21 protein-coding genes and 1 pseudogene are annotated in these 21,313 nt (G+C 59.4%); 14 read left to right on the forward strand and 8 right to left on the reverse strand.

Annotated features, from left to right (window positions below):
* Positions 1-98: 98 nt before the first annotated feature.
* A complete protein-coding gene (locus Q1W40_RS00135; RefSeq protein WP_300707610.1) occupies positions 99-1,571 on the forward strand; it encodes an aldehyde dehydrogenase (NADP(+)) in 1,473 nt (490 codons plus the stop codon).
* A 43-nt stretch (positions 1,572-1,614) separates the two neighbouring features.
* A complete protein-coding gene (locus Q1W40_RS00140) occupies positions 1,615-2,586 on the forward strand; it encodes a tripartite tricarboxylate transporter substrate binding protein (protein ID WP_300707612.1) in 972 nt (323 codons plus the stop codon).
* 185 nt (positions 2,587-2,771) lie between these two features.
* Here the strand turns inward: Q1W40_RS00140 and Q1W40_RS00145 are convergent, their stop codons facing one another.
* The 3 genes from Q1W40_RS00145 to Q1W40_RS00155 are packed head-to-tail and all read right to left on the reverse strand — an operon-like array spanning position 2,772 to position 5,292.
* Entirely contained in the window at positions 2,772-3,068 is a 297-nt protein-coding gene (locus Q1W40_RS00145; RefSeq protein WP_300707614.1) for a 2Fe-2S iron-sulfur cluster binding domain-containing protein, read from the reverse strand.
* 53 nt (positions 3,069-3,121) lie between these two features.
* Positions 3,122-4,351, reverse strand: a complete 1,230-nt coding sequence (locus Q1W40_RS00150) for an aromatic ring-hydroxylating dioxygenase subunit alpha (protein ID WP_300707616.1) — start codon at positions 4,349-4,351, stop codon at positions 3,122-3,124.
* Complete coding sequence (locus tag Q1W40_RS00155) at positions 4,348-5,292, reverse strand: tripartite tricarboxylate transporter substrate binding protein (protein ID WP_300707618.1); 945 nt, start codon at positions 5,290-5,292, stop codon at positions 4,348-4,350. Before Q1W40_RS00155 ends, Q1W40_RS00150 begins: the two co-directional genes overlap by 4 nt.
* Positions 5,293-5,411: 119 nt before the next feature.
* Here Q1W40_RS00155 and Q1W40_RS00160 point away from each other — a divergent pair, with 119 nt between their 5' ends.
* Entirely contained in the window at positions 5,412-6,299 is an 888-nt protein-coding gene (locus Q1W40_RS00160) for a LysR family transcriptional regulator (protein WP_300707620.1), read from the forward strand.
* Between the two features lie 178 nt (positions 6,300-6,477).
* On the opposite strand, the gene mobB is transcribed toward Q1W40_RS00160, so the two are convergent.
* Both mobB and Q1W40_RS00170 read right to left on the reverse strand, forming a co-directional pair.
* A complete protein-coding gene (mobB, locus tag Q1W40_RS00165; RefSeq protein WP_300707623.1) occupies positions 6,478-6,993 on the reverse strand; it encodes a molybdopterin-guanine dinucleotide biosynthesis protein B in 516 nt (171 codons plus the stop codon).
* Between the two features lies 1 nt (position 6,994).
* Positions 6,995-7,582, reverse strand: coding sequence for a TetR/AcrR family transcriptional regulator (locus Q1W40_RS00170; RefSeq protein ID WP_300707626.1), 588 nt, complete (start codon positions 7,580-7,582; stop codon positions 6,995-6,997).
* A 103-nt stretch (positions 7,583-7,685) separates the two neighbouring features.
* On the opposite strand from Q1W40_RS00170, the gene Q1W40_RS00175 reads away from it, so the two are divergent.
* Both Q1W40_RS00175 and Q1W40_RS00180 read left to right on the forward strand, forming a co-directional pair.
* A complete protein-coding gene (locus Q1W40_RS00175; protein ID WP_300707628.1) occupies positions 7,686-9,992 on the forward strand; it encodes a molybdopterin-dependent oxidoreductase in 2,307 nt (768 codons plus the stop codon).
* 18 nt (positions 9,993-10,010) lie between these two features.
* A pseudogene (locus Q1W40_RS00180) lies at positions 10,011-10,205 on the forward strand (ferredoxin family protein); the annotation flags it as partial.
* A 57-nt stretch (positions 10,206-10,262) separates the two neighbouring features.
* Here the strand turns inward: Q1W40_RS00180 and chrA are convergent.
* Both chrA and Q1W40_RS00190 read right to left on the reverse strand, forming a co-directional pair.
* Entirely contained in the window at positions 10,263-11,606 is a 1,344-nt protein-coding gene (chrA, locus tag Q1W40_RS00185) for a chromate efflux transporter (RefSeq protein ID WP_300707630.1), read from the reverse strand.
* The gene (locus Q1W40_RS00190; protein ID WP_300707632.1) at positions 11,603-11,986 is read right to left on the reverse strand and encodes a hypothetical protein; all 384 of its coding nucleotides are present in this window, start codon (positions 11,984-11,986) and stop codon (positions 11,603-11,605) included. Before Q1W40_RS00190 ends, chrA begins: the two co-directional genes overlap by 4 nt.
* 176 nt (positions 11,987-12,162) lie before the next feature.
* Between Q1W40_RS00190 and Q1W40_RS00195 the strand changes: the two genes are divergently transcribed.
* The 9 genes from Q1W40_RS00195 (at position 12,163) to Q1W40_RS00235 (ending at position 20,145) form a co-directional block, all read left to right on the forward strand.
* On the forward strand, positions 12,163-12,930 hold the full coding sequence (locus tag Q1W40_RS00195; RefSeq protein WP_300707634.1) for a GntR family transcriptional regulator: 768 nt from the start codon (positions 12,163-12,165) through the stop codon (positions 12,928-12,930).
* Between the two features lie 28 nt (positions 12,931-12,958).
* Positions 12,959-14,125 carry an ABC transporter substrate-binding protein gene (locus Q1W40_RS00200; RefSeq protein ID WP_300707636.1) on the forward strand — a complete coding sequence of 389 codons (1,167 nt, stop codon included), beginning with the start codon at positions 12,959-12,961 and terminating at the stop codon, positions 14,123-14,125.
* 149 nt (positions 14,126-14,274) lie between these two features.
* Positions 14,275-15,141 carry a branched-chain amino acid ABC transporter permease gene (locus Q1W40_RS00205; protein ID WP_300707638.1) on the forward strand — a complete coding sequence of 289 codons (867 nt, stop codon included), beginning with the start codon at positions 14,275-14,277 and terminating at the stop codon, positions 15,139-15,141.
* Between the two features lie 61 nt (positions 15,142-15,202).
* Positions 15,203-16,147 carry a branched-chain amino acid ABC transporter permease gene (locus Q1W40_RS00210; RefSeq protein ID WP_300707743.1) on the forward strand — a complete coding sequence of 315 codons (945 nt, stop codon included), beginning with the start codon at positions 15,203-15,205 and terminating at the stop codon, positions 16,145-16,147.
* 11 nt (positions 16,148-16,158) lie between these two features.
* Positions 16,159-16,926: an ABC transporter ATP-binding protein gene (locus Q1W40_RS00215; protein WP_300707640.1), complete on the forward strand. Its 768-nt coding sequence runs from the start codon at positions 16,159-16,161 to the stop codon at positions 16,924-16,926.
* Positions 16,919-17,650, forward strand: a complete 732-nt coding sequence (locus tag Q1W40_RS00220) for an ABC transporter ATP-binding protein (protein WP_300707642.1) — start codon at positions 16,919-16,921, stop codon at positions 17,648-17,650. Before Q1W40_RS00215 ends, Q1W40_RS00220 begins: the two co-directional genes overlap by 8 nt.
* Positions 17,651-17,669: 19 nt before the next feature.
* Complete coding sequence (locus Q1W40_RS00225; RefSeq protein ID WP_300707644.1) at positions 17,670-18,722, forward strand: aromatic ring-hydroxylating dioxygenase subunit alpha; 1,053 nt, start codon at positions 17,670-17,672, stop codon at positions 18,720-18,722.
* A complete protein-coding gene (locus Q1W40_RS00230; protein ID WP_300707646.1) occupies positions 18,719-19,027 on the forward strand; it encodes a 2Fe-2S iron-sulfur cluster binding domain-containing protein in 309 nt (102 codons plus the stop codon). Before Q1W40_RS00225 ends, Q1W40_RS00230 begins: the two co-directional genes overlap by 4 nt.
* 164 nt (positions 19,028-19,191) lie before the next feature.
* On the forward strand, positions 19,192-20,145 hold the full coding sequence (locus Q1W40_RS00235) for an AEC family transporter (RefSeq protein WP_300707648.1): 954 nt from the start codon (positions 19,192-19,194) through the stop codon (positions 20,143-20,145).
* Positions 20,146-20,227: 82 nt separating this feature from the next.
* Here Q1W40_RS00235 and Q1W40_RS00240 read toward each other — a convergent pair whose 3' ends face one another.
* Positions 20,228-21,136 carry a LysR substrate-binding domain-containing protein gene (locus tag Q1W40_RS00240; protein WP_300707650.1) on the reverse strand — a complete coding sequence of 303 codons (909 nt, stop codon included), beginning with the start codon at positions 21,134-21,136 and terminating at the stop codon, positions 20,228-20,230.
* Positions 21,137-21,313: the final 177 nt, after the last annotated feature.

Genomic DNA, 21,313 nt, shown 5'->3' on the forward strand with positions numbered 1-21,313 from the left:
CCGGCCTCAGCAAGGCGCACGCGATGCTGGAGATGGCGCGAATAGCGCCATCTCCAGCATTCAATTTGAGATTCCCAATTCCCTTGAACTGCCAGACCATGAAACTCCTTCAATCTTTCAAAGCCCGCACGGGCGAAGCCTTTGGCGCGCCTTTGCTCGCGCACACCGCTGAACAGGTGGATGCCGCAGCGCAAGCAGCCCATCAAGCCTTCGCCTCATGGGCCGCCAGCACAGGCGCAGAGCGCGCCGCTTTGCTCGATGGTCTGGCCGCTGCATTGGAAGCCGACCGCGAGGCCTTGGTGCAACTGGCCGATGAAGAAACCGGCTTGGGCCCTGGGCGCTTAAATGGCGAGTTGGACCGCACCGCATTCCAGTTGCGCCGCTTTGCAGCCATGGCTGCGCGAGGCGTGGCATTTGATGTGCTGGACGACCCTGCGGTGGCCGGTGCGCCTCCGGTGGGGCATCCCGCCATGGTGCGCCAGCGCGTGCCCTTGGGGCCAGTGGCCATGTTCTCGGCCAGCAATTTCCCGTTTGCGTTTTCCGTGTTGGGGGGCGACACCGCATCGGCTTTGGCCGCAGGCTGCCCGGTAGTGGTCAAGGCGCATTCGGGTCATTTGCTCCTGTCCAACCGTGTGCATGGCTTGGCCCAGAGCGTGTTGAAGACATTGGGTTTGCCCACAGGCCTGATCGGCATGGTGCAAGGCGGTGGGCGTGATGTGGGGGTGAGCCTGATTCGCCACCCTGCCATTGCGGCAGGCGCTTTCACGGGTTCAACATCCGGCGGCGCAGCCCTGCAGGCCGAGGCCAATGCGCGACCCCGCCCCATCCCTTTTTATGGTGAATTGGGCTCCATCAACCCGCTGTTTGCCACGCCAGAGATTTTGGCGGCCAAGGGTGCCGAGTTGGCCACTTTGTTGGCCGGGTCCATCACCTTGGGCTGCGGGCAGTTTTGCACCAGCCCGGGCGTGGTGATTTTGCTCAAAGGGGCAGAAGGCCAGTCATTCGTGTCGCAACTGACGCAAGCTTTGGCCGCACAAAATCCGCACGCCATGCTCACACCCGGTATGCGCCAGGCGTTTGACGCTGGCGTTGATCACTTGGTCGTCTCGGATGTCAAACCCTTGTTGCATGAGGCAGGCCATGCCGAAGCCCCACGGCCATTCCTGGCCGAGATCGATGCGGTGCATTTCATTGCCAAGGCCGAGTTGCGTGAAGAAGTTTTTGGGCCCGCCAGTTTGGTCGTGTGGGCAGACAACCTGTCGCAGGTCACAGAAGTCTTGCAGGCGGTGGGTGGCAGCTTGACGGTGACCTTGTGGGGCGCAGAGCAAGACACGCCTGACAACCAGGCCCTGGTGCGCGCTGCGATGGCGATTGCCGGGCGTGTGCTGTTTGCGGGTGTACCCACGGGCGTGGCCGTCACGGCAGCCCAGCAACACGGCGGCCCATGGCCATCTTCGACTCAGCCCATGACCACCTCGGTGGGGGACGCGGCCATGGAGCGTTTTTTGCGTCCCGTGGCTTTGCAAGATGCCCCTGCGTGGCTCTTGTCCCGAGCAGGACGGCCTTGCTGATGCAGTCCTGCTATCGTGAAACTTTAGACGCAGAGACAACACCATGCAAAAACGCAAATTCACTTCGATGTTGATGGGCATCTTGGCACTGACAGTCCTGCCTGTTTCTGCCCAAACCGCCTACCCCGCCAAGCCCATCAAAATCGTGGTGCCGTTCCCGGCGGGGGGCACCTCGGATGTGCTGGCCCGCATGCTGGGCCAGAAGATGACCGAAAGCTGGGGCCAGCCCGTGGTGGTCGAGAACAAGCCAGGTTCGAGCGGCAACCTGGGGGCCGACGCGGTGGCCAAGTCGGCAGCGGACGGTTACACCCTGGTGCTGATGGACGTAGGCAATCTGGTCATCAGCCCGGCTTTGTTCAAGCTGCCTTTTTCGGTTGAAAAAGATTTTGCGCCGGTGGCCATGGTGGCGTATTCGCCGCACCTGCTGGCCGTGAGCACCAAGGTGCCTGCCAACACCCCGGGCGAGCTGGTGGCTTATGCCAAGGCGCAAAAAGGCAAACTCAACTACGCCGTGGCCGCAGGCATGGGCAGCGCCTCGCATCTGGCGGGCGTGACCTATGCACAGCGCAACGGCATCGAGTGGGGTTATGTGCCCTACAAAGGCGGTGCACAAGCCATCACCGATTTGATCGGCGGCGAGGTGGATGTCATGTTCAACGGCATGGTGGCCACCTATCCGCATGTGAAGGCAAGCAAGATCAAACTGATCGCCATATCGAGTGCCAAGCGCAATGCACAACTGCCCGACACCCCCACCGTGGCCGAAAGCCTGCCCGGCTTTTTGACGGGGAGTTTTCAAGGCCTGTTGGCGCCTGCGGGCACACCCAAAGCCGTCATCGACAAACTGCACGCCGAAGTGCAGCGCATCGCGGCTCTGCCCGATGTGCGCGAGCGCCTGAACACGCTGGGCGCAGAGCCCTCGGCCATGAGCCCGGCAGAATTTGGCAACTGGCTTAAGGCCGAGATCCCGGTCATGGCGAAGATCGTGAAGGACGAGAAGATCACGGTGGAGTGAGGGGTGCTGGTTTGTTGTTCGCTTGGTGTTCTCAGGCTGCTTAGCAGCGATAGCGGTCAGCTAGTGAGTCATGTTGGCGGTCTGCAGCCGGCCAGAAGCGGACGTTTAACTTGGAGCCATCCAGCAAGGTGGATTGTCTTGAAGATGGCTGTTCTTCGCAATCAAATTCGAGCCATCAATAATCTTCACAGGTCCAGCACCAACCGGGCTGAATTGCTTCGAGAAATGCAGACCATCATGCAGTTCCCCCTTGCCTGTTCTTCTGGCGTAAGGTACATGTCCCAGTGGTCTGGTGACCCTTCGACAACCTTGGTCAAGCAAGTGCCACAAACACCTTCGCTGCATGAATAAGGTATTTCTACTCCAGCCTCTTGCAATACGTTGAGAATGCTCTGTTCAGGGTGCACTTTCAGTGTGAGTTGACGCTTGGCAAGATGTATCTCGAAGACTCCGTCTTGGGGCAAATTCTGGCTTTCGGACACAGATCAATTCCTTGTAATTTTCTTGCGATATACGATGACCTGACTCACAGGTTTCAAGACTCGATGTAGTTGCCCGCCGAAAAATAAACAGGCGAAGCATCGGCATCAAAGCTCACACCAGCAGGATTTTGTCCTTGAGCGACTGCGTCGAGTTGCTGCCGCAACAATCGCCTCAACATGACAATGCCTCGATCGCTGGTGGCTAGGTGTTCTTCAGAATGTTTGGCAATCACGCCTTGGCTGACCATGGCTTCGATGTCATTCGGATACAGCTGGTGTTCCTCTTCGGTCATTTCTTCCCAAAGTTTTCCGTTCATCCGAGTTCTCATCCGGCTAAGTTCTCCGACCTCGCGCACGCGGCCCACCACATAAATGCGGAAATTGTGATCATCAATTGGCAAGACCCAGCCCAACGATTCAACACGCCCACCTGCTCCATGGCGCCCCAATCGCGGGCTTGGGATGACTCGAAGCGTAGGCAGTCCAGCCTCTGAAATTCGGCGAAGTGTTTTGCCATCAGGCAAGGTCCGCAGGGAAATTGTCCGCACCCCGAGTTCTGTGGTTTCCCAATGAACATCGGGCATCACGGCCATTTCGGGCACGAATTGAGTACCGCTAAAGCCAGAATGCAGAATCACGACGTGGAACGGGTCCACCAAATTTTCGTAATGCTGTAGCCAGTTGCAAGGAATGATCTGAGGGCCACCGCCACCGATGCTGCTGTCGTCGGCTTCGAGGAATTCACCTTCATCCAAGTTCTCAAGGCATTCGTAACGCGGCAACACCGGCTTACGCTCGGGCGGCCCCATGTACGCCCAAATCAATCCGTATTGTTCTTGAACGGGATACCAGGGTTGCCGCTTGGCCTCACGTGCGCGACCGCCGTTGGGCTCACAGGGCTGGTTCAAACAATTGCCCTGTACATCGAAGTGCCAGCCGTGATAACAACACCGAATGCCTTGCTCATCGACCTTGCCGTAATACAGCGAAGTGCCTCTGTGCGCGCAATGTGGGTAGACCAGTCCGGTGCGGCCACTCTTGTCGCGAAAAAGAATCAGGTCTTCACCGAGAACCCGAACCTTTCGGGGCTTGTCCGTTGCGTCTGAAGCCATTCCGATGGGGTGCCAGTAACGCCTGAGCAACTCGCCCATAGGAGTACCTGGTCCAACCTCTGCCAGTTCTTTGAAATAAGTCGGGGCAGGCCGTCCGTAAGCTGTGCCTTGGTCAATGATGGGAATCACTTTAGGTGTAACTGTACTCATGCTCTTGTCTTTCGCATTCATGGTGGGGTCACACCAGCGGCCTTGAGCACTTCACTGAACTGCGCCGGGGTGTTTGCCAACGGCTCAAACCCGAATGCGGTCAGTCGGGCCTGGATGTCAGGTTGATTCGTGGTGTCACGCAGCGCAGACACCAGTGTGTTTTGCACATCTGCGGGTAGGCGTGCTGGTGCATAGATGCCAATCCAGCTGTCAACGTCAAAACCCTGGAATCCCTGCTCAGAGAAAGTCGATACTTGCGGCATGACCGATACACGGCGGCTACCGGCGACGGCAAGTACTTTCATCTTGCCTGCTTGAACATGGGTGCGGGCAGTGGAAGGGTTGGCCCAGGCAAAGTCGAGCAATTGCCCGAACAAATCCATGTGTGCCGCGGCTTCCGACTTGTAAGCCACATGCATCAGATCTGCACCCGACTGCCTTTTGAGTAATTCGCCAAAGAGATGGGCAGCCGAGCCATTGCCCCAAGTCCCGTAACTCAGGGGCTTGTTTTGCTTTCGTGCGTAGGCCACAAATTCACGCACATCATTGAACGGCGCGTCTGCTCTGGCAATCAGCATCGGGCCGCCAGTGGCCAACATGGTCAGTGGTGTGAAGTCCTTGACCGGGTCATAAGGCAGCTTCATCAAGATCGCATTGTTCACATGAGTCAGCGGCATCGTCATCATGAGGGTGTAGCCATCGGCGGCTGATTTGGCGACAAAATCAGCTGCGATGATCCCGCTGGCACCAGGCTTGGCATCGACCACAATGGGCTGCCCCCATCTTTGAGAAAGTTTCTCACCATAGGCTCTGGCCAATGTGTCGATAGGTCCGCCGCCTGTGCCAAATGGCACGATGCGTATTGGCCGACTGGGAAATTGAGGCCCGGATTGCGCCCAGGCTGCGGCAGAAACTCCGAGTGCAGGCAGATAAGTCAGTACAGTTCGGCGTAGCATGTTCATGTGTTTGTCTCCGAGGTTGTTGATTTATTTCAAGTATTCATCAAACATGCCCCCCACTGTTTGTCAAAGTTTCGATAAGTGATATGAACCGAAGTGATATTCGCGGCTTGGACATTCCCATGCTGCGCACATTTGAAGAGCTGATGCGGGAGCGCAGTGTCTCGCGTGCCGCTGCGCGACTTTTTCTAAGTCAATCCGCAGTCAGTGCATCACTGCAAAAGCTCAGAGACACATTTGATGATCCCTTGTTCAAGCGAACAGGACATGGCGTGGAGCCGACTGCCCGCGCACTTGCACTAGCGGGCCAAGTTGAACAAGTACTTGCCGACATCGCGGCTCTGCTTGACAAGGAACGCACCTTTGACCCACAAGCATCCAATCGAGTCTTTCGGATCACAGGGTCAGACTTTGCCAGCGGCAACGTACTTGCCTCGCTAGGGAAGAAGCTGTTGGCATCAGGTTCACGTGTTCGCTTGGTCTGGGAACCCCCAGGGACTTGGCCTTTGCAGCAGCGACTGGCAAATGGAGACCTTGATTTAGCTGTTGTAGCGCGCTTGCAATTGCCAGAAGAGCTGGAGTACGAAGTCTTGTACAAGGACCACTATGTCCATGTCGTACGCCATGATCATCCAAGTGCAGGAAACCCTCTGACCCTGGACTCCTTTTGTGAGATTCCTCAAGTTTTTCTGGGGTACGGCATATCCAGCTTTGACGATCTGATCGATCAAACCTTGGCGAAAACGGGACGCCAAAGATTTGCACAGATGGCACTCAGCAGTTTTTCACAAATCATTCATCAACTCAGACATGGCGACCATGCTGCTGTGATCGGAAACCGGATCGCGCAGCAGCATAAAGAAGATCTCTGTATTCGCCCGCTACCGTTTGAATTCCCGAATTACCATTCCCTGGTATGTTGGAGTGATCGGGCCAATCGCGATTCGGGCATCACATGGCTACGTGACCAGGTCTTGAATATTTTGAAAAGTTCCGAGCAGCATAAATAAACGATGCGTGAAGCAGTTCAGTTTGCTACGTCATTCGCGTTATTCATTGCACGCTCACTGCAAAGAACACTGATTTTCGATCAATCACAAATGGCTGCTTAGGGTCGATCAGAGACAGTCAAGGGGGTGAGCGATCAGGTCGGCCAATACCTGACACTGATCAGATCTTCAAAACAGATCAATGATTCAGCGTTGCAATTGGCGCTGCAGCATGCTCGACAATGAAATCAGCGATGCTGGTCATGTCGGACAAAGCCAAAACAGGCACGCCCAATGGCGCTACCGGGTCGTCGCTCGCCATGGCGATGACGCCAGGCACTGTGGGCCACAGTGGCGGCTTGTTCAGCGCCGCACGCCAGACTTCCAGCTTGGGAAAATCACCTTGCTTGAACCCTTCAATCAGCACCAAATCACACGCCTGCAACTTGTCCAGTAATTGAGCCAGTGGCGGTTCAATGTCTTCGCTCAGTTCGTGCATCAAAACCCATCTGTGCCGCCCCATGAGCAGCACTTCCTGGCACCCTGTTTCACGCAGTCGGTAAGAGTCTTTGCCTGGCCGGTCAATGTCCAAATCTTTGTGGCTGTGCTTGATCACCGACACCACCAGCCCCCGGGCTTGCAACTCCGGAACCAAGTGTTCCAGCAAGGTGGTTTTGCCCATACCGGAATGCCCTGCAATGCCAAATACGCGCATTTCAACTCCGCTGGCCTGGCTGCATCGGCGCGTCTTGGTCCATGATTTTTTCACCCGCTTGTCGCACCGCCTTCAACAGTTCGCGCTGGATCTGCTCGCTGCGCATGGCGCGCGCAAGCATGACGGCGCCCACGTTCTGAGCCATGATGGCCCAAGCCGAATGGGCATCCCCTGTGAGGGCGGTCACATTGGCGTGAATGGCTTGAACGCCTTGTTCAAAAGCCAATTTGACTTCGTCATCTGCGCGGGCAACCTCTGGTGTCAAAGACGGTAAAGGACAACCTGCACCTGCGTTACGCACATGCGCCAAGCTGAGGTAAGCCGCGAGGGCTCGTGCGACCTGCACTGGATCGCTTGAATCGACTGAGGCATACATGTCTGCGGTGCGCTTCAGTTCTGTTTGGATGATGTTGACGAACAGATCCGATTTGCCCTTGAAGTGCTTGTACACAGAGCCCGTGGTCACGCCCGCTGCAGCGGCCAGATCGGCCAAGCCACTGGCATTGAAACCGTTCTGTTTGGCATGCCGACCACTGGCATGGAGCAGTTTTTCTCTTGCTTGCTCTTTGTATTCAGCGTTGTAGCGCATAAGAAGTTTCTAAAAATCCGAGTTGACAGTGTTTGATGGCGTGACTTAGGATAACAGTCATTACTCCATTAATCAACCGCTATTGATTCAGGAACACATCGCCATGGAAACTGCTGAAACAGAAGGCTGGAAGAAATCCGCATGCATCATTTGCTCGATCAACTGCGGCTTGGAAATCAAGACGGAAAATGGGCGGATCACCAAGGTGAAGGGTGACAAGGACAACCCTGTCTCTCAAGGCTACATCTGCGAAAAATCGCAGCGGATGGACTTCTACCAAAACGGTGCTGACCGCCTGGATTCGCCAAAACGCCGAAAGGCAGACGGCACCTACGAGAACATCGATTGGGACACGGCCATTCGCGAGATTGCCCAGAAGTTCAAGGCCATCCAGCAGCAGCATGGCGGTGACAGCATCCTTTACTACGGTGGCGGTAGCCAAGGCAATCATCTGGGTGGCACATATGCCGACAGCACCATCAAGGCGCTGGGTATTCAGTACCGTTCCAACGCACTTGCACAAGAAAAGACGGGGGAAGGCTGGGTGCAAGGCAAGATGGCCGGTGCCCCGGTGCATGGCGACTTTGAGCACTGCGAGGTCGCCGTGTTTCTCGGCAAGAACCCATGGCAATCGCATGGCTTTGCCCGCACACGGGTCATTCTGCGTGAGATTCAAAACGATCCGAACCGCGCCATGATCGTGATCGACCCCAGACGCAGCGAGACAGCCAAAATGGCGGACTTCCACTTGGCCGTCAAGCCCGGAACAGATGCGTGGTGTCTGTCAGCCTTGTCGGCCATCCTGGTTCAAGAAAATTTGGTGGCCAAAGCCTGGCTGGATGAACACACCACCGGCTATGCAGCAGTGGAAGCCGCCATGAGAAAAATCAACGTCGCAGAGTACGCGAAGATTTGCGGCGTGGATGAATCGTTGCTGCGGTCTGCTGCACGACGAATTGCCAGTGCCCAAAGCGTGTCCATGATTGAAGACTTGGGTGTGCAAATGAGTTTGCATTCCACACTCAACAGTTACCTCAATCGCCTGGTCTGGCTGCTGACGGGCAATTATGCGAAGAAGGGGGCCAACAACGCGTTTGCGCCGCTCCTCAACCTCTCGAACTCCACACGCAGCGCATCCAAAAATTCGAACTCGGGCAAGTCCGCAGCACCCCGAAAGTGGACGCACAGCCCCGTCACCCATTCCAAGGTGATCATGGGATTGATTCCGTGCAACGTCATTCCAGACGAAATTTTGACGGAACACCCCAAGCGCTTTCGGGCGATGTTCATCGAAAGTGCCAACCCTGTGCACTCATTGGCGGACAGTCAGCGCATGCGCCAAGCACTGCGTGCATTGGATTGCAGCGTGGTGATCGATGTGGCCATGACAGAAACCGCGCGGCAAGCCGACTATGTTCTGCCCGCCAGCAGCCAATTTGAAAAGGCCGAGGCGACGTTTTTCAATTTGGAGTTTCCACGCAATGGATTCCATTTGCGCCATCCTCATTTGCCGCCCAAGCCTGGCACGCTGACAGAGGCAGAAATCCATGCGCGATTGCTGGAGGCGATGGGCGAGTTGGACGAAACCAACTACAGCTTTTTGCGCGGTGCAGCACGCCTGGGACGCACGGCGTTTGGCCTGGCCTTTGCTTGGAAATCGACGCGCGACAAAAAGGTCGCACGATATGCCCCTGTGGTGCTGTACCGCACTTTGGGGCCTAGCCTGCCCGCCAACTTGGCACCAGCGGCCACCCTGTGGGGCATCAGCCAGATATACGTCCGCACACAAGCAGCCGCTGCCAAGGGGGCTGGATTTGGCGGCCCGCCTTTGATCGCAGGCAATCGCTTGTTTGACGCCATCTTGAACAGCCCATCGGGCGTCATCTTTGGCGTGAGCCAATACAGCGACAGCTGGGACGCCGTGAAATTACCCGACCACAAAATCAATCTGAACATCCAGGAGATGCTGGACGAGTTGGCAACGATTGACAGCAAACTGCCACACCACAGACCAGACTACCCCTTCATCTTGTGCGCCGGTGAACGCCGGGCGGAGACAAGCCAAACAGCCATCCGAAATCCGGAATGGATGAAGAAAGGCGACTTCAGCGTCATGCGCATTCACCCCGAAGACGCCGCCATGTTGGGATGCGCAGAGGGTGACTGGATCCAACTCAAAACGCCGCGTGGCAGCGCGAAAGCGCCCATTGAGTTGAGCGATGAATTACAGCGCGGCTATGTTTCCATGCCCAATGGACACGGCCTGGATTACCCCGGTGCCGATGGCATGTTGGCTCGCAGAGGGGTGTCCGTGAACGAACTCACCAACACCGCAGACCGCGACCCCTTTGCCGGAACGCCTTGGCACAAGTATGTGCCTGTTCATTTGGAACGACTTGCTCAAATCTAGGGCAGTGCCGGACAGGCCATGACCCATGTTGTGACAGAGAGCTGCATCCAATGCAAACACACCGACTGTGTGGATGTTTGCCCAGTGGGTTGCTTTGTGTAAGGCCCCAATTTTTTGGCCATTGATCCTGACGAATGCATCGATTGCGCGGAGTGCATACCTGAATGCCCTGTCAATGCGATCTATGCAGAGGAAGACCTTCCCGCTGACCAAGGGCACATGCCATTTCGCTTGGCGCTCTGCACGCGTGAATTCCCATTGGGGTTCACATCAATGCAGCGCCGCCAAGCCCCAGCCCATCACCAACCCCACCCCCGCACAAATCCCCAACACCTGCATCACGCTGCGCTGCTTGCCGATCAGCAGCCACGCCGCCAAAGCCGTGAGCGCCATGGCGCTGTAGTCGGGGCTTTGCGGCCAGCCTTGCGGCCACCAGGTGGCGTAGGCAAACACGCCGGCCAGGTGCAGCACCACGCCGATCACTGCAGCGGTGATGGCTTGCAGGGGCCCAGCCAGGGTGGGCATGTGGCGCGTGGCTTCCACCAGCGGGCCACCTGCCAGGATGAAGACGAATGAGGGCAGGAAGGTGAACCAGGTCACCACACAGGCCGCTGCGATGCCGCCCAGCAAAGGGTTGCCCAAGAGGGCCTGGCTGTGCCCGCCGATGAAGCCCACAAAAGCCACCACAATGATCAGCGGCCCCGGTGTGGTCTCGCCCAAGGCCAGGCCGTCCATCATTTGCGTGGCCGTGAGCCAGCCATATTGCATGACGGCCGCTTGCGTCACAAAGGGCAGCACCGCATACGCACCACCAAAGGTCAGCAAGGCCGCTTGTGTGAAAAAGCCGCCCATCTGCGTGAGCGTGTGGGCGGTGCCCAGCAAGAGCGCGATGCCGCCCAGGCTCAGCGCCCACAGCCCTGCGCCCAGCATCAGGGCGCGCACTAAGCGTGCATGGCTGTAATGGGTGTGCGCGGGCTGCGGCGTGTCGTCGTCCAGCCAAGCGGGGGCGTCGGGTGCAGTGCTGCCTGCACCATGTGATGCCGCAGCCACGGGCCGATGGCGAGCCATGCCATAGCCCAACAAGGCCGCCGCCAAGATGATCCACGGAAAGGACAAGCCCCATAGCGTGCCCAGCAGCGATGCCGCTGCCAGCGCCCACAGCCATGGGGCTTTGAGCGTGCGCTTGGCCATGCGGTGCACGGCTTGCAGCACCAGCGCGGTCACGGCGGGCTTGAGGCCCCACAGCAGCGCTTGGCCCCAGGGGTGTTGGCCCCACACGGTGTAAGCCCAGCTCAGGCCAATCAACAGCACCAGACTGGGCAGCACAAACAGGGCCCCGGCTGCGATGCCGCCGCGTGTGCCGTGCATCAGCCAGCCGGTGTAGGTGGCCAGTTGCTGCGCTTCGGGGCCGGGCAGCAGCATGCAGTAGTGCAGCGCGTGCAGGTAACGCTTTTCTGAAATCCAGCGGCGGCGTACCACCAGCTCTTCATGCATCAGCGCGATCTGGCCAGCTGGGCCGCCAAAGCTGACGCAGCCTAGCCAGAACCAGAATTTCAAAGCCTGCGCAAAGTTGACCGGGGCAGGGCGCTTGGCATGGTGGAGGGTGTCGCTCATGGCACGTTCGCGTGTTCTCGCAGCGCTTGGGCAAAGGCCGGTGTGCCGCTCAGGCTCAAGCTCAGTTCCACGCGATCGCCTGGGCTAGGTGCGGGACGGATGTCGAGCGTTTGTTGTGCCGCTTGCCACTGGGTTTGGGCGGGCGTGCTGTTCGGGCTGTTGGGGTGGTGCAGTTGTATTTGCAAATCAAAGTCCCAGTCCGCTCCTTCGTCCAGAGGGCCAGGGCCTTGCGGGCCAAAGCGGCTGGCCCAGGCCAGCAGCTGCGCCACTTCGCGCAGCAAGGCCGCTGTGTGGCTGGCGGCGGGCTGGGCCAAGGCGTCCCAGCAGACCACGCCTTCGGTGTCTTCGCTGCAGTCGAATTCCAGATATTGCAATTCCATCGTGTTCTTTTCTTCCAGTCCGCTGATTGTCGCTGGGGGCTTGTGCTTGTCGCTTTGGATACAGGAATCGTCTGATTTGATGAAATCTTGAGCAAAAAACAGGGATTCAAGGGTTTTCTGTATACAGCCATGATGGTCTCGGTGGTTTAATCCATCGATCCCAAACACACCTGTTCATGAGCACATCACCCGTTCGCACTGTGGATTCTGACTTGGCCGAAGAGGGCGGCTCGCAAGCCGTCAAGGCTCAGCAGCGCCTGCGCGAATGGATCTTGGCGGGCGAATTGCCTTCGGGTGCCCGCATTGCCGAGCTGGCGCTGGTGGAGCGCCTGGGCATGTCGCGCACACCCATCCGCGCTGCGCTGATGCACCTCAAACAAGAAGGTTTGCTCGAGCCCCTGCCCGGTGGCGGCTATGCGGTGCGCACTTTCTCCGAGCGCGAAGTGGCCGACGCGATCGAGCTGCGCGGCACGCTCGAAGGCCTGGCCGCACGCTTGGCGGCCGAGCGCGGTGTGCGCGCTGCTTTGATCAGCCAAGCCCGCGCCTGCTTGGACCAGATCGATGCGGTGCTGCAAGCGTCAGCCCTCAATGACAACACTTTTTCGGCCTATGTGGATTTGAACGGCCAGTTCCACAAGCAGTTGTCCGAGATGGCCGACAGCGCCGTGCTGGCTCGCGAGATCGAACGCGCATCGAGCTTGCCCTTTGCATCGGCATCAGGCTTCGTGGGCGTGCACGTGAACGACGCCCACGCCCGCGACACCTTGGTGGTGGCGCAGCACCAGCATCGGCAGGTGCTGGACGCCATCGAGCGGCGCGAAGCCGGCCGCGCCGAGGCTCTCATGCGAGAGCATTCGCGCATTGCGCGGCAAAACATGCAGGTCGCCTTGCGCGACCCCGCCGCATCGGGCACGCCCGGTGTGCAACTCATCAGACCTTCCTGATTTCAGATTTTTAACGAGGAGACAGAGCATGCAAAAACGTCAATTTTTAAGCACCATCGCTTGCGCCACCCTGGCTTTGACCGCTTCCACGGCCATGGCGCAGGACAAATTCAAGATCGGTTTGATCTTGCCCATGACCGGTCCGTTCGCCTCTACCGGCAAACAGATCGAAGCCGCTGCGCGCTTGTACATGGCGCAAAACGGCGACATGGTGGCCGGTAAAAAAGTCGAGCTGATCGTCAAAGACGACACCAGCGCCGCCGATGTGACCAAGCGCTTGGCGCAAGAGATGGTGGTCAATGAAAAAGTCAGCGTGCTCGCGGGCTTTGGTTTGACCCCTTTGGCCTTTGCGACCGCCCCGATTGCCACGCAGTCCAAAACACCGATGGTGGTGATGGCCGCGGCCACCTCCAGCATCACACAGGCTTCGCCCTTCATTGTGCGCACCAGCTTCACGCTGCCCCAGGCAGCGGTGGCCATTGCCGACTGGGCACCCAACAACGGCATCAAGAAAGTGGTGACCTTGGTGGCCGATTACGGTCCGGGCATCGATGCCGAGAAGTTCTTCAAAGACCGTTTGTTGTTCAACGGTGGCCAGGTTTTGGACACCTTGCGTGTGCCGATGCGCAATCCTGACTTTGCACCGTTTTTGCAAAAAGTGCGTGACCTGAAACCCGACGCTGTTTATGTGTTTGTGCCCTCTGGCGCAGGCGCTGCGCTGATGAAGCAGTTTTCCGAGCGCGGCCTGGACAAGGCCGGCATCAAGCTGATCGGCACCGGTGACATCACCGACGACGACATCTTGAACAGCATGGGCGACGCGGCCAATGGCGTGGTGACTTCGCACCACTACTCGGCCTCGCACAACTCACCCTTGAACAAGAAGTTTGTCGCTGCCTTTGAAAAAGCCAACAACGGCTTGCGCCCCAACTTCATGGCGGTGGGAGGCTATGACGGCATGCGCGTGATCTACGAAGCGGCCAAGGCCAGCAAGGGTGCAGGCGGCGAGGCTTTGCTCAATGCCATGAAGGGTCAGGTGTTTGAAAGCCCCCGTGGCCCGATGTTCATCGACGCGCAAACCCGTGACGTGGTGCACAACATCTACATCCGCAAAGTGGAGAAGGTGGGTGGCCAGCTCTACAACCAGGAATTCGCGACCCTCAAGGACGTGAAAGATCCCGGCAAGACCAAGTAATCCCGGTTTGATCTGGAGCTGGATTGCCACGCTTCGCTCGCAATGACGAAGAGTTTGTCATTGCGAGGAGCGAAGCGACGTGGCAATCCAGTGTCCATGCACCTCCGTCCGATTTTTGAAATGATCCTGCGAACCCCTGCCAGCGAACCATGTTGACCATCCTCTTCGACGGCATCGCCTACGGCATGCTGCTTTTCATACTGGCTGTGGGCCTGTCCGTGACCATGGGCTTGATGAATTTCATCAACCTGGCGCACGGCGCGTTTGCCATGGCCGGGGGCTATTTGACGGTGGTGCTGATGCAGCGCTTTCAGGTGCCATTTCTCGTGTGCCTGCCTTTGGCCTTTGCCGCCACGGCCTTGCTGGGCGCGGTGATGGAGCACACGCTGTACCGCCACATGTACAAGAAGCCGCACCTGGATCAGGTGCTGTTTTCGATTGGCCTGGCCTTCATGTCGGTGTCGAGCGTCGATTACTTCATGGGCTCGCAGCAGCAGATCATGCAGTTGCCCGAATGGTTGCGGGGCCGCACTGAGCTGTTGGATGGGGCGCTGGGCATGGGCCACTACCGCCTGTTCATCATCGCCGTGTGTGCGGCGCTCACGGTGGGCCTGCAGTATGTGCTGGCCAAAACCCGCTTTGGCAGCCGCTTGCGCGCCAGTGTGGACGATGCGCGTGTGGCCGCTGGCTTGGGCATCCGCGTGAACCTGATTTTTGCCGCAACTTTTGCCATGGGCTCGGGCTTGGCCGGTTTGGGCGGGGCGCTGGGCGCTGAAGTGTTGGGCTTGGACCCAACCTTTCCGCTCAAGTTCATGGTGTACTTTTTGATCGTGGTCGCCGTGGGCGGCACCTCGTCGATCACCGGGCCGCTGTGGGCGGCGCTGCTCTTGGGCATTGCCGATGTGGCGGGCAAGTACTACATGCCCAAGCTCGGTTCCTTCATCGTGTATTCGCTGATGATCGCGATTTTGATCTGGCGTCCGCAAGGGCTGTTTGTGCGCAAGGGGGGCCGTTGACATGAAGACACTTTTGAACGCACACAGGGATGCCCGTACTCAACTTTTGTCCGCTGCACGCATGCGCGGCTGGGAGCCCTTGGTCTGGCTGGTGGCCTTTGCCATGCCTTTCGCATTTCCGGGTCATGCCCTCATCGTCAACGAGGTGGCCATCGTCGCCTTGTTTGCCGTGTCGCTCGACTTGGTGCTGGGTTACACCGGCATCGTGTCGCTGGGCCATGCGGCGTTTTTGGGCTTGGGCGCTTACGCCTCGGCTTTGTTTGCCAAGCATGTGATGCCCGACCCGCTGGTGGGCCTGCTGTTTGGCATGGGTTGTGCCACGCTGTTGGGCGCGGCCTGTTCGCTCACCATCTTGCGCGGCACCGACCTGACGCGCCTGATGGTCACGCTGGGCATGGCGCTGATTTTGATGGAGCTGGCCAACAAGCTGGACTGGCTCACGGGCGGCTCGGACGGCCTGCAGGGCGTGATGATGGGGCCGGTGCTGGGCCGTTTTGAGTTTGATCTGTATGGGCAGACGGCCGCCTGGTATTCGCTCACCGTGCTGCTGATCCTGTTTGTGCTGGCGCGGCGCTGGGTGCATTCGCCCTGGGGCGCCACGCTCATGGCGGTGCGCGACAACCCGCTGCGTGCCATGGCGATTGGCATTCCGGTGCACAACCGTCTGGCGGTGGTCTACACCGTGGCGGCAGCTTTGGCCGGGGCCGCAGGCGCCTTGATGGCGCAAACCACTGGCTTTGCCTCGCTCGACGTGTTTGCTCTGGAGCGTTCGGCCGACGTGATGTTGATGCTGGTCATCGGCGGCGTGGGCTGGCTTTATGGCGGGGTGGTCGGTGCGGTGGTGTTCAAGCTGATGCACGACGTGATCTCGGGCATCACGCCGCAGTACTGGACGTTCTGGATTGGTTTGTTTTTGGTGGTGCTGGTCATGGTCGGGCGCGAGCGTTTGATTCGGCCTTGGCTGTGGTTTGGCCGCGCTGCGGATGAGAAAGGCGGTGCGCAATGAACCAAGCTGTCATGAATGCACCCGTTGTGCTGAAGGCCCAGGGCCTCGTCAAACAATTCGGCGGCATCACCGCCACCGACAACGTGAACCTTGAATTGCGCTTGGGCGCACGCCATGCGCTGATCGGCCCCAATGGCGCGGGCAAGACCACGCTCATCAATTTGTTCACAGGCGTCTTGCCACCCACATCGGGTCGCATTGAACTGCTGGGCGAAGACATCAGCCAGCTTGCGCCGCACCAGCGGGTGCGCCGGGGCCTGGTGCGCACTTTCCAGATCAACCAGCTGTTTGCCAGCATGACGCCATTGCAGACGCTGGCCATGGTGGTCTCGCAGCAGCGCGGCCTGGGCGGGCGCTGGTGGTCGGTGCTGGGGCAAGACCAAGCCGTGGTCGAGCGCTGCGAAGCCTTGCTGGAGTTGTTCCGCCTGACCGAAGTGATGCACCAGCGCACTGAGCATTTGGCCTATGGCAAACGCCGTTTGCTGGAGATGGCGATTGCGCTGGCTTGCGAGCCCAAGGTGCTGCTGCTGGACGAGCCGGTGGCCGGTGTGCCTGCGGGCGAGCGCGAAGAACTTTTGCAAACCGTGGCGGCGCTGCCCGCCGAAGTGTCCATCTTGCTGATCGAGCACGACATGGACCTGGTGTTTGAATTTGCCGACCGCATCACGGTGCTGGTCAACGGCGCGGTGCTGACCGAAGGCACACCCGAAGCGATTGCGGCCGACCCGCAGGTCAAGGCGGTGTACCTGGGGCATGGCGAGGAGGTGGCCCATGGCTGAATTGTTGAAGCTTGAAAACCTGAGTGCTGGTTACGGCGAAGCCGTGGTGCTGAACGACATCAGCTTTTCGCTGGGTGAGGGCGAAACCCTGGCGCTGTTGGGCCGCAACGGCACGGGCAAAACCACGCTCATGGACACCTTGGCCGGTGCCACGCGCCAGCACGGCGGGCAGATCTTTTTGGGTGGTCAGCCGCTGCACAGCTTGCCCTCGCACGAGCGGGCAGCGGTCGGCATTGGCTGGGTGCCGCAAGAGCGCAATATTTTCAAATCGCTCACCGTGCACGAAAACCTGACCGCCGTGGCGCGGTCCGGACGTGCAGGTCACACCAGCCGCCCCTGGACGCCCGAGCGGGTGTACGAGATGTTCCCGCGTCTGGCCGAGCGCAAGACCAACTTGGGCACACAGTTGTCGGGCGGCGAGCAGCAGATGCTGGCCGTGGGTCGGGCGCTGGTGCTCAACCCGCGTTTGCTCTTGCTGGACGAACCACTCGAAGGTCTGGCCCCCATCATTGTGGAAGAGTTGCTGCACGCCATTGCCCGCGTCACCCGCGAAGAGGGCCTGTCGGCCATCATCGTGGAGCAGCACCCGCAAGCGATTTTGAAGATCAGCCACCGCGCGGTGGTGCTGGACCACGGCAATGTGGTCCACGCCAGCGATGCCCAGACGCTGCGCCACAACCCCGAATTGCTGGACAGCCTGTTGGGCGTGGCCCGCAAGCTTTGATTTGGAGAGAGAGGACAACATGTTCATCAAAAACACTTGGTACGTGGCCTGCTCGCTGGCCGAACTAAATGCCCTGGGCGACAAGCCGCTGGGCCGCACGATTTGCAACGAGCAAATGGCGTTTTTCAAAGGCCCGGACGGCAAGGTCGCGGCAGTGGAAGACTTCTGCCCGCACCGTGGCGCACCCTTGTCGTTGGGCAAGGTCTGCAATGGCAAGCTGGTCTGCGGCTACCACGGCCTGGAGATGGGCTGTGAAGGCAAAACCGTGCACATGCCCGGTCAGCGCGTGCGCGGCTTTCCGGCCGTCAAGGCGTTTGCCGTGGTCGAGCGCTATGGCTTTGTCTGGGTCTGGCCCGGCGACCAGGCCAAGGTCGACGAGGCGCAGATGCCGGTGTTTGAATTCTTTGACAACCCGGCCTGGGCTTATGGTGGTGGGCTGTACCACGTCAAAGCCGACTACCGCCTGATGATCGACAACCTGATGGACCTGACGCACGAGACCTATGTGCACTCGACCAGCATCGGCCAGCCCGAGATCGACGAGACCCCTTGCGAAACCAAGGTGGATGGCGACAAGGTGATCACCCAGCGTTTCATGGACGGCATCCAGGCGCCGCCGTTCTGGCAAATGGCCATGAGCGCCAACGGCCTGGACCCGCAGGCCAAGGTGGACCGCTGGCAGATCTGCCGCTTTTCGCCGCCCAGCCACGTCATGATCGACGTGGGCGTGGCGCTGGCGGGCAAGGGTGGCTTTGACGCCGCGCCCGAGCACAAGGCCTACAGCGTGGTGGTGGACTTCATCACGCCCGAGACCGAAACCTCGCACTGGTACCACTGGGGCATGGCGCGCCAGTTCAAGCCACACGACACCGAGCTGACCGACAAGATCCGCACGGGCCAGGGTGGCATCTTTGGCGAAGACATGGAGATGCTTCAATTGCAGCAAGCCAACATCACCAAGTGGCCAGAGCGCAAACTGCTGATGCTCAACATCGACGCGGGTGGCGTGCAATCGCGCCGCATCATCGACCGCCTGCTGGCCGAAGAACACAACAAGGAAGTCAACGCATGAGCGCGACCGATCTCACCCAAACCCCCATCTCTGCCGACGGCAGCTTTGAAGTGCAGCTGCAAAAAAGCGGCCAGACGCTGAAGGTCAGCAAAGACGAGTCGATCCTCAAAGTCTTGCAGGCCGCTGGGCACGACGTGCCGTTTTCCTGCTCGGAAGGCATTTGCGGCACCTGCCTGACCAAGGTGGTGGCGGGCAAGCCCGATCATTGGGACATGTACCTGACCCCCGACGAGCAGGAAAAAGGCGATTGCATGATGGTCTGCTGCTCCCGCAGCCAGACGGTGCGCTTGGTGCTGGACCTCTGACGCGGTTGGGCCACCCACTGCCGCAGCGCTGGCAGTGGTCTGGTGCGGTAGATATTTCAATTCACGCTATCTGTTAGTGGCCTGCCGTGTCAAGAGGTGGGTGGCATTGCGGGACAATGCTCGCTGACGCCCGCCATGGGTGAATGCATGCAAGCAGTACAACGATGAATTCCACCCTCCACATCCTGGGCATCACCGGCCCGATCTATTTGGCCATTGCGCTGGGCTATGTGTTCACCCGCCAAGGGGTGTTTGCCAAAGCCGACATGCAGGTGTTTGGCAAGTTCACGCTGAACCTGGCTTTGCCCGCATTGCTCTTCAACGCCTTGTCGCAGCGGCGCATCGGTGAAATCCTCAATGGCCATTATTTGATGGCCTATGCCTTGGGTTCGCTGGTGGTGGCTTTGGGCGGATTGTTTTGGGCGCGCAAGGTCAAGGGCCACACCTTGAGCTACAGCAGCATGATGGCCATGGGCATGTCGTGCCCCAACAGCGGCTTTGTGGGCTACCCCATCATGTTGTTGACGCTGGGTCCGGTGGCGGGTGTGGCGCTGGCGCTCAACATGGTGGTCGAAAACCTCTTGATGATTCCCTTTTTGCTGGCCGTGGCCGATGCGCAAGGTGGCCCGTCCGGCCAGTGGAGGCAAGTCGTGTCACAAACCCTGAAGAACCTGGCCAAGAACCCCATGATCTGGGGCATCACGGGCGGTTTGGTGTTTTCGTGGTTTGACCTCGCGCTGGCTGCTCCGCTGGCCCGCACGGTGAATTTGTTTGCCCAAGCCAGCATGGTGTTGTCCTTGTTTGTGATCGGCGGGTCTTTGGTCGGCCTGAAGCTCGAAGGCCTCAAGGGCACGGTCACGCAGATCACCTTGGGCAAATTGTTCGTTCACCCGCTGGCGATGTTCCTGGTGCTGAGCTGGGTCGTGCCGGTGGCCGATCCGGCTTTGCGCACAGCGGCTTTGCTGTCGGGCGCTTTGCCCATGCTGGGCATCTTCACCATCCTCAACCAGCGCCACGGTCACGGCGCCATCAGCGCGGCGGCATTGTTGCTCACCACCGTGGTGTCCTTCTTCACCCTCAGCGGCGTGCTGCTGGTGTTGCAGCACCACGCTTTTTAATTTGAGTTGCAGTGCTGTAGGTCGGCGGCTTCAGCCCCGACACCGTGCAGCGGTGATGCATGTCGGGGCTGAAGCCGCCGACCTACGGGGACAGCCATTCCTTCGTCACCTCGGTGATCAGTGCCAAGGTGGCTTGCTGTGTGAGGGTGGTGGGGCGTAAGGAGCTGACGGCGGTGGTCAGCTGGATGTGCAATGCGGGTTCGGACACTTGCCGTACCGCAAACGCCGAGGGCCGCACCGAGCGCATGACGGCGTTGCGCGACAAGATGGCATAGCCCGCGCCGTCGGCCACCAGGTCCAGAATGGCGCTCACGCCGTCGATCTCCAGTGCGATCTGCGGGCGGCAGCCAATGGCGGCCATTTCAGACTCCACATGCATGCGGATCGCGTTGGGCCGAGTCGGGATCACCAAGGGCAGAGCGGCCACTTCTTGCAGCTGGATGGGCGGCGGTGGCGGATCTTCTTGCAAGCCCGGTGGGCGCGGTTGCACCAAGAGCAGTTCTTCTTGCACCAGCGGCGTGTGCTCGATGCCCGGCACCTGACTGGGGTTGTAGAGCACGGCAATGTCCAAACGACCGTTTTGCAGGTTCTCTTGCATGGCGCTTGACAGGCCTTCGCTGATGGACAGCTGGGCTTCGGGCATTTTTTGGCGAAAGGCCCGGGTCAAAGGCACTGTCAGCACCCGCGCCACGCTGGGCGGCAGGCCCAGCGCCACGCGCCCGGACAGGCCGCTGCGCACCCGGCCCAGCTCTTCACGCGCCCGCTCGACCTGGTGCAGGATGCCCCGGCCATGCTCCAGCAGCAACTGCCCGGCCTGGGTGGGGGTGGCGCCGCGCCCGTTGCGCACCAGCAGGTTTTGCCGCAGCTCGACTTCGAGCAGGCGCACTTGGCGGCTGAGCGCGGGCTGCGCAATGTTCAGGGCCTGTGCGGCGCGGGTGAAGCTGCCCAGTTCGGCCACGCGCACAAAGTATTCGAGCTGTTTGAGGTCCATGCATCACCTTTTTTGTTGACCTGATTTTGTCATATCCAAGGCTTGGTTATGCGAATTTGTTCTAGCTGGTAGATGCCCCAAGGGGCTGTGGGATGGGGCTTGAGCTTGCACAATCGGGCCTGAGTTTTGATCGATAGACTTTTTGTAGGTCGGCGGCTTCAGCCCCGACGCAGTGCA

It is taken from the genome of Limnohabitans sp. (assembly GCF_030158565.1).
Classification (GTDB): Bacteria; Pseudomonadota; Gammaproteobacteria; order Burkholderiales; family Burkholderiaceae_C; genus Limnohabitans_A.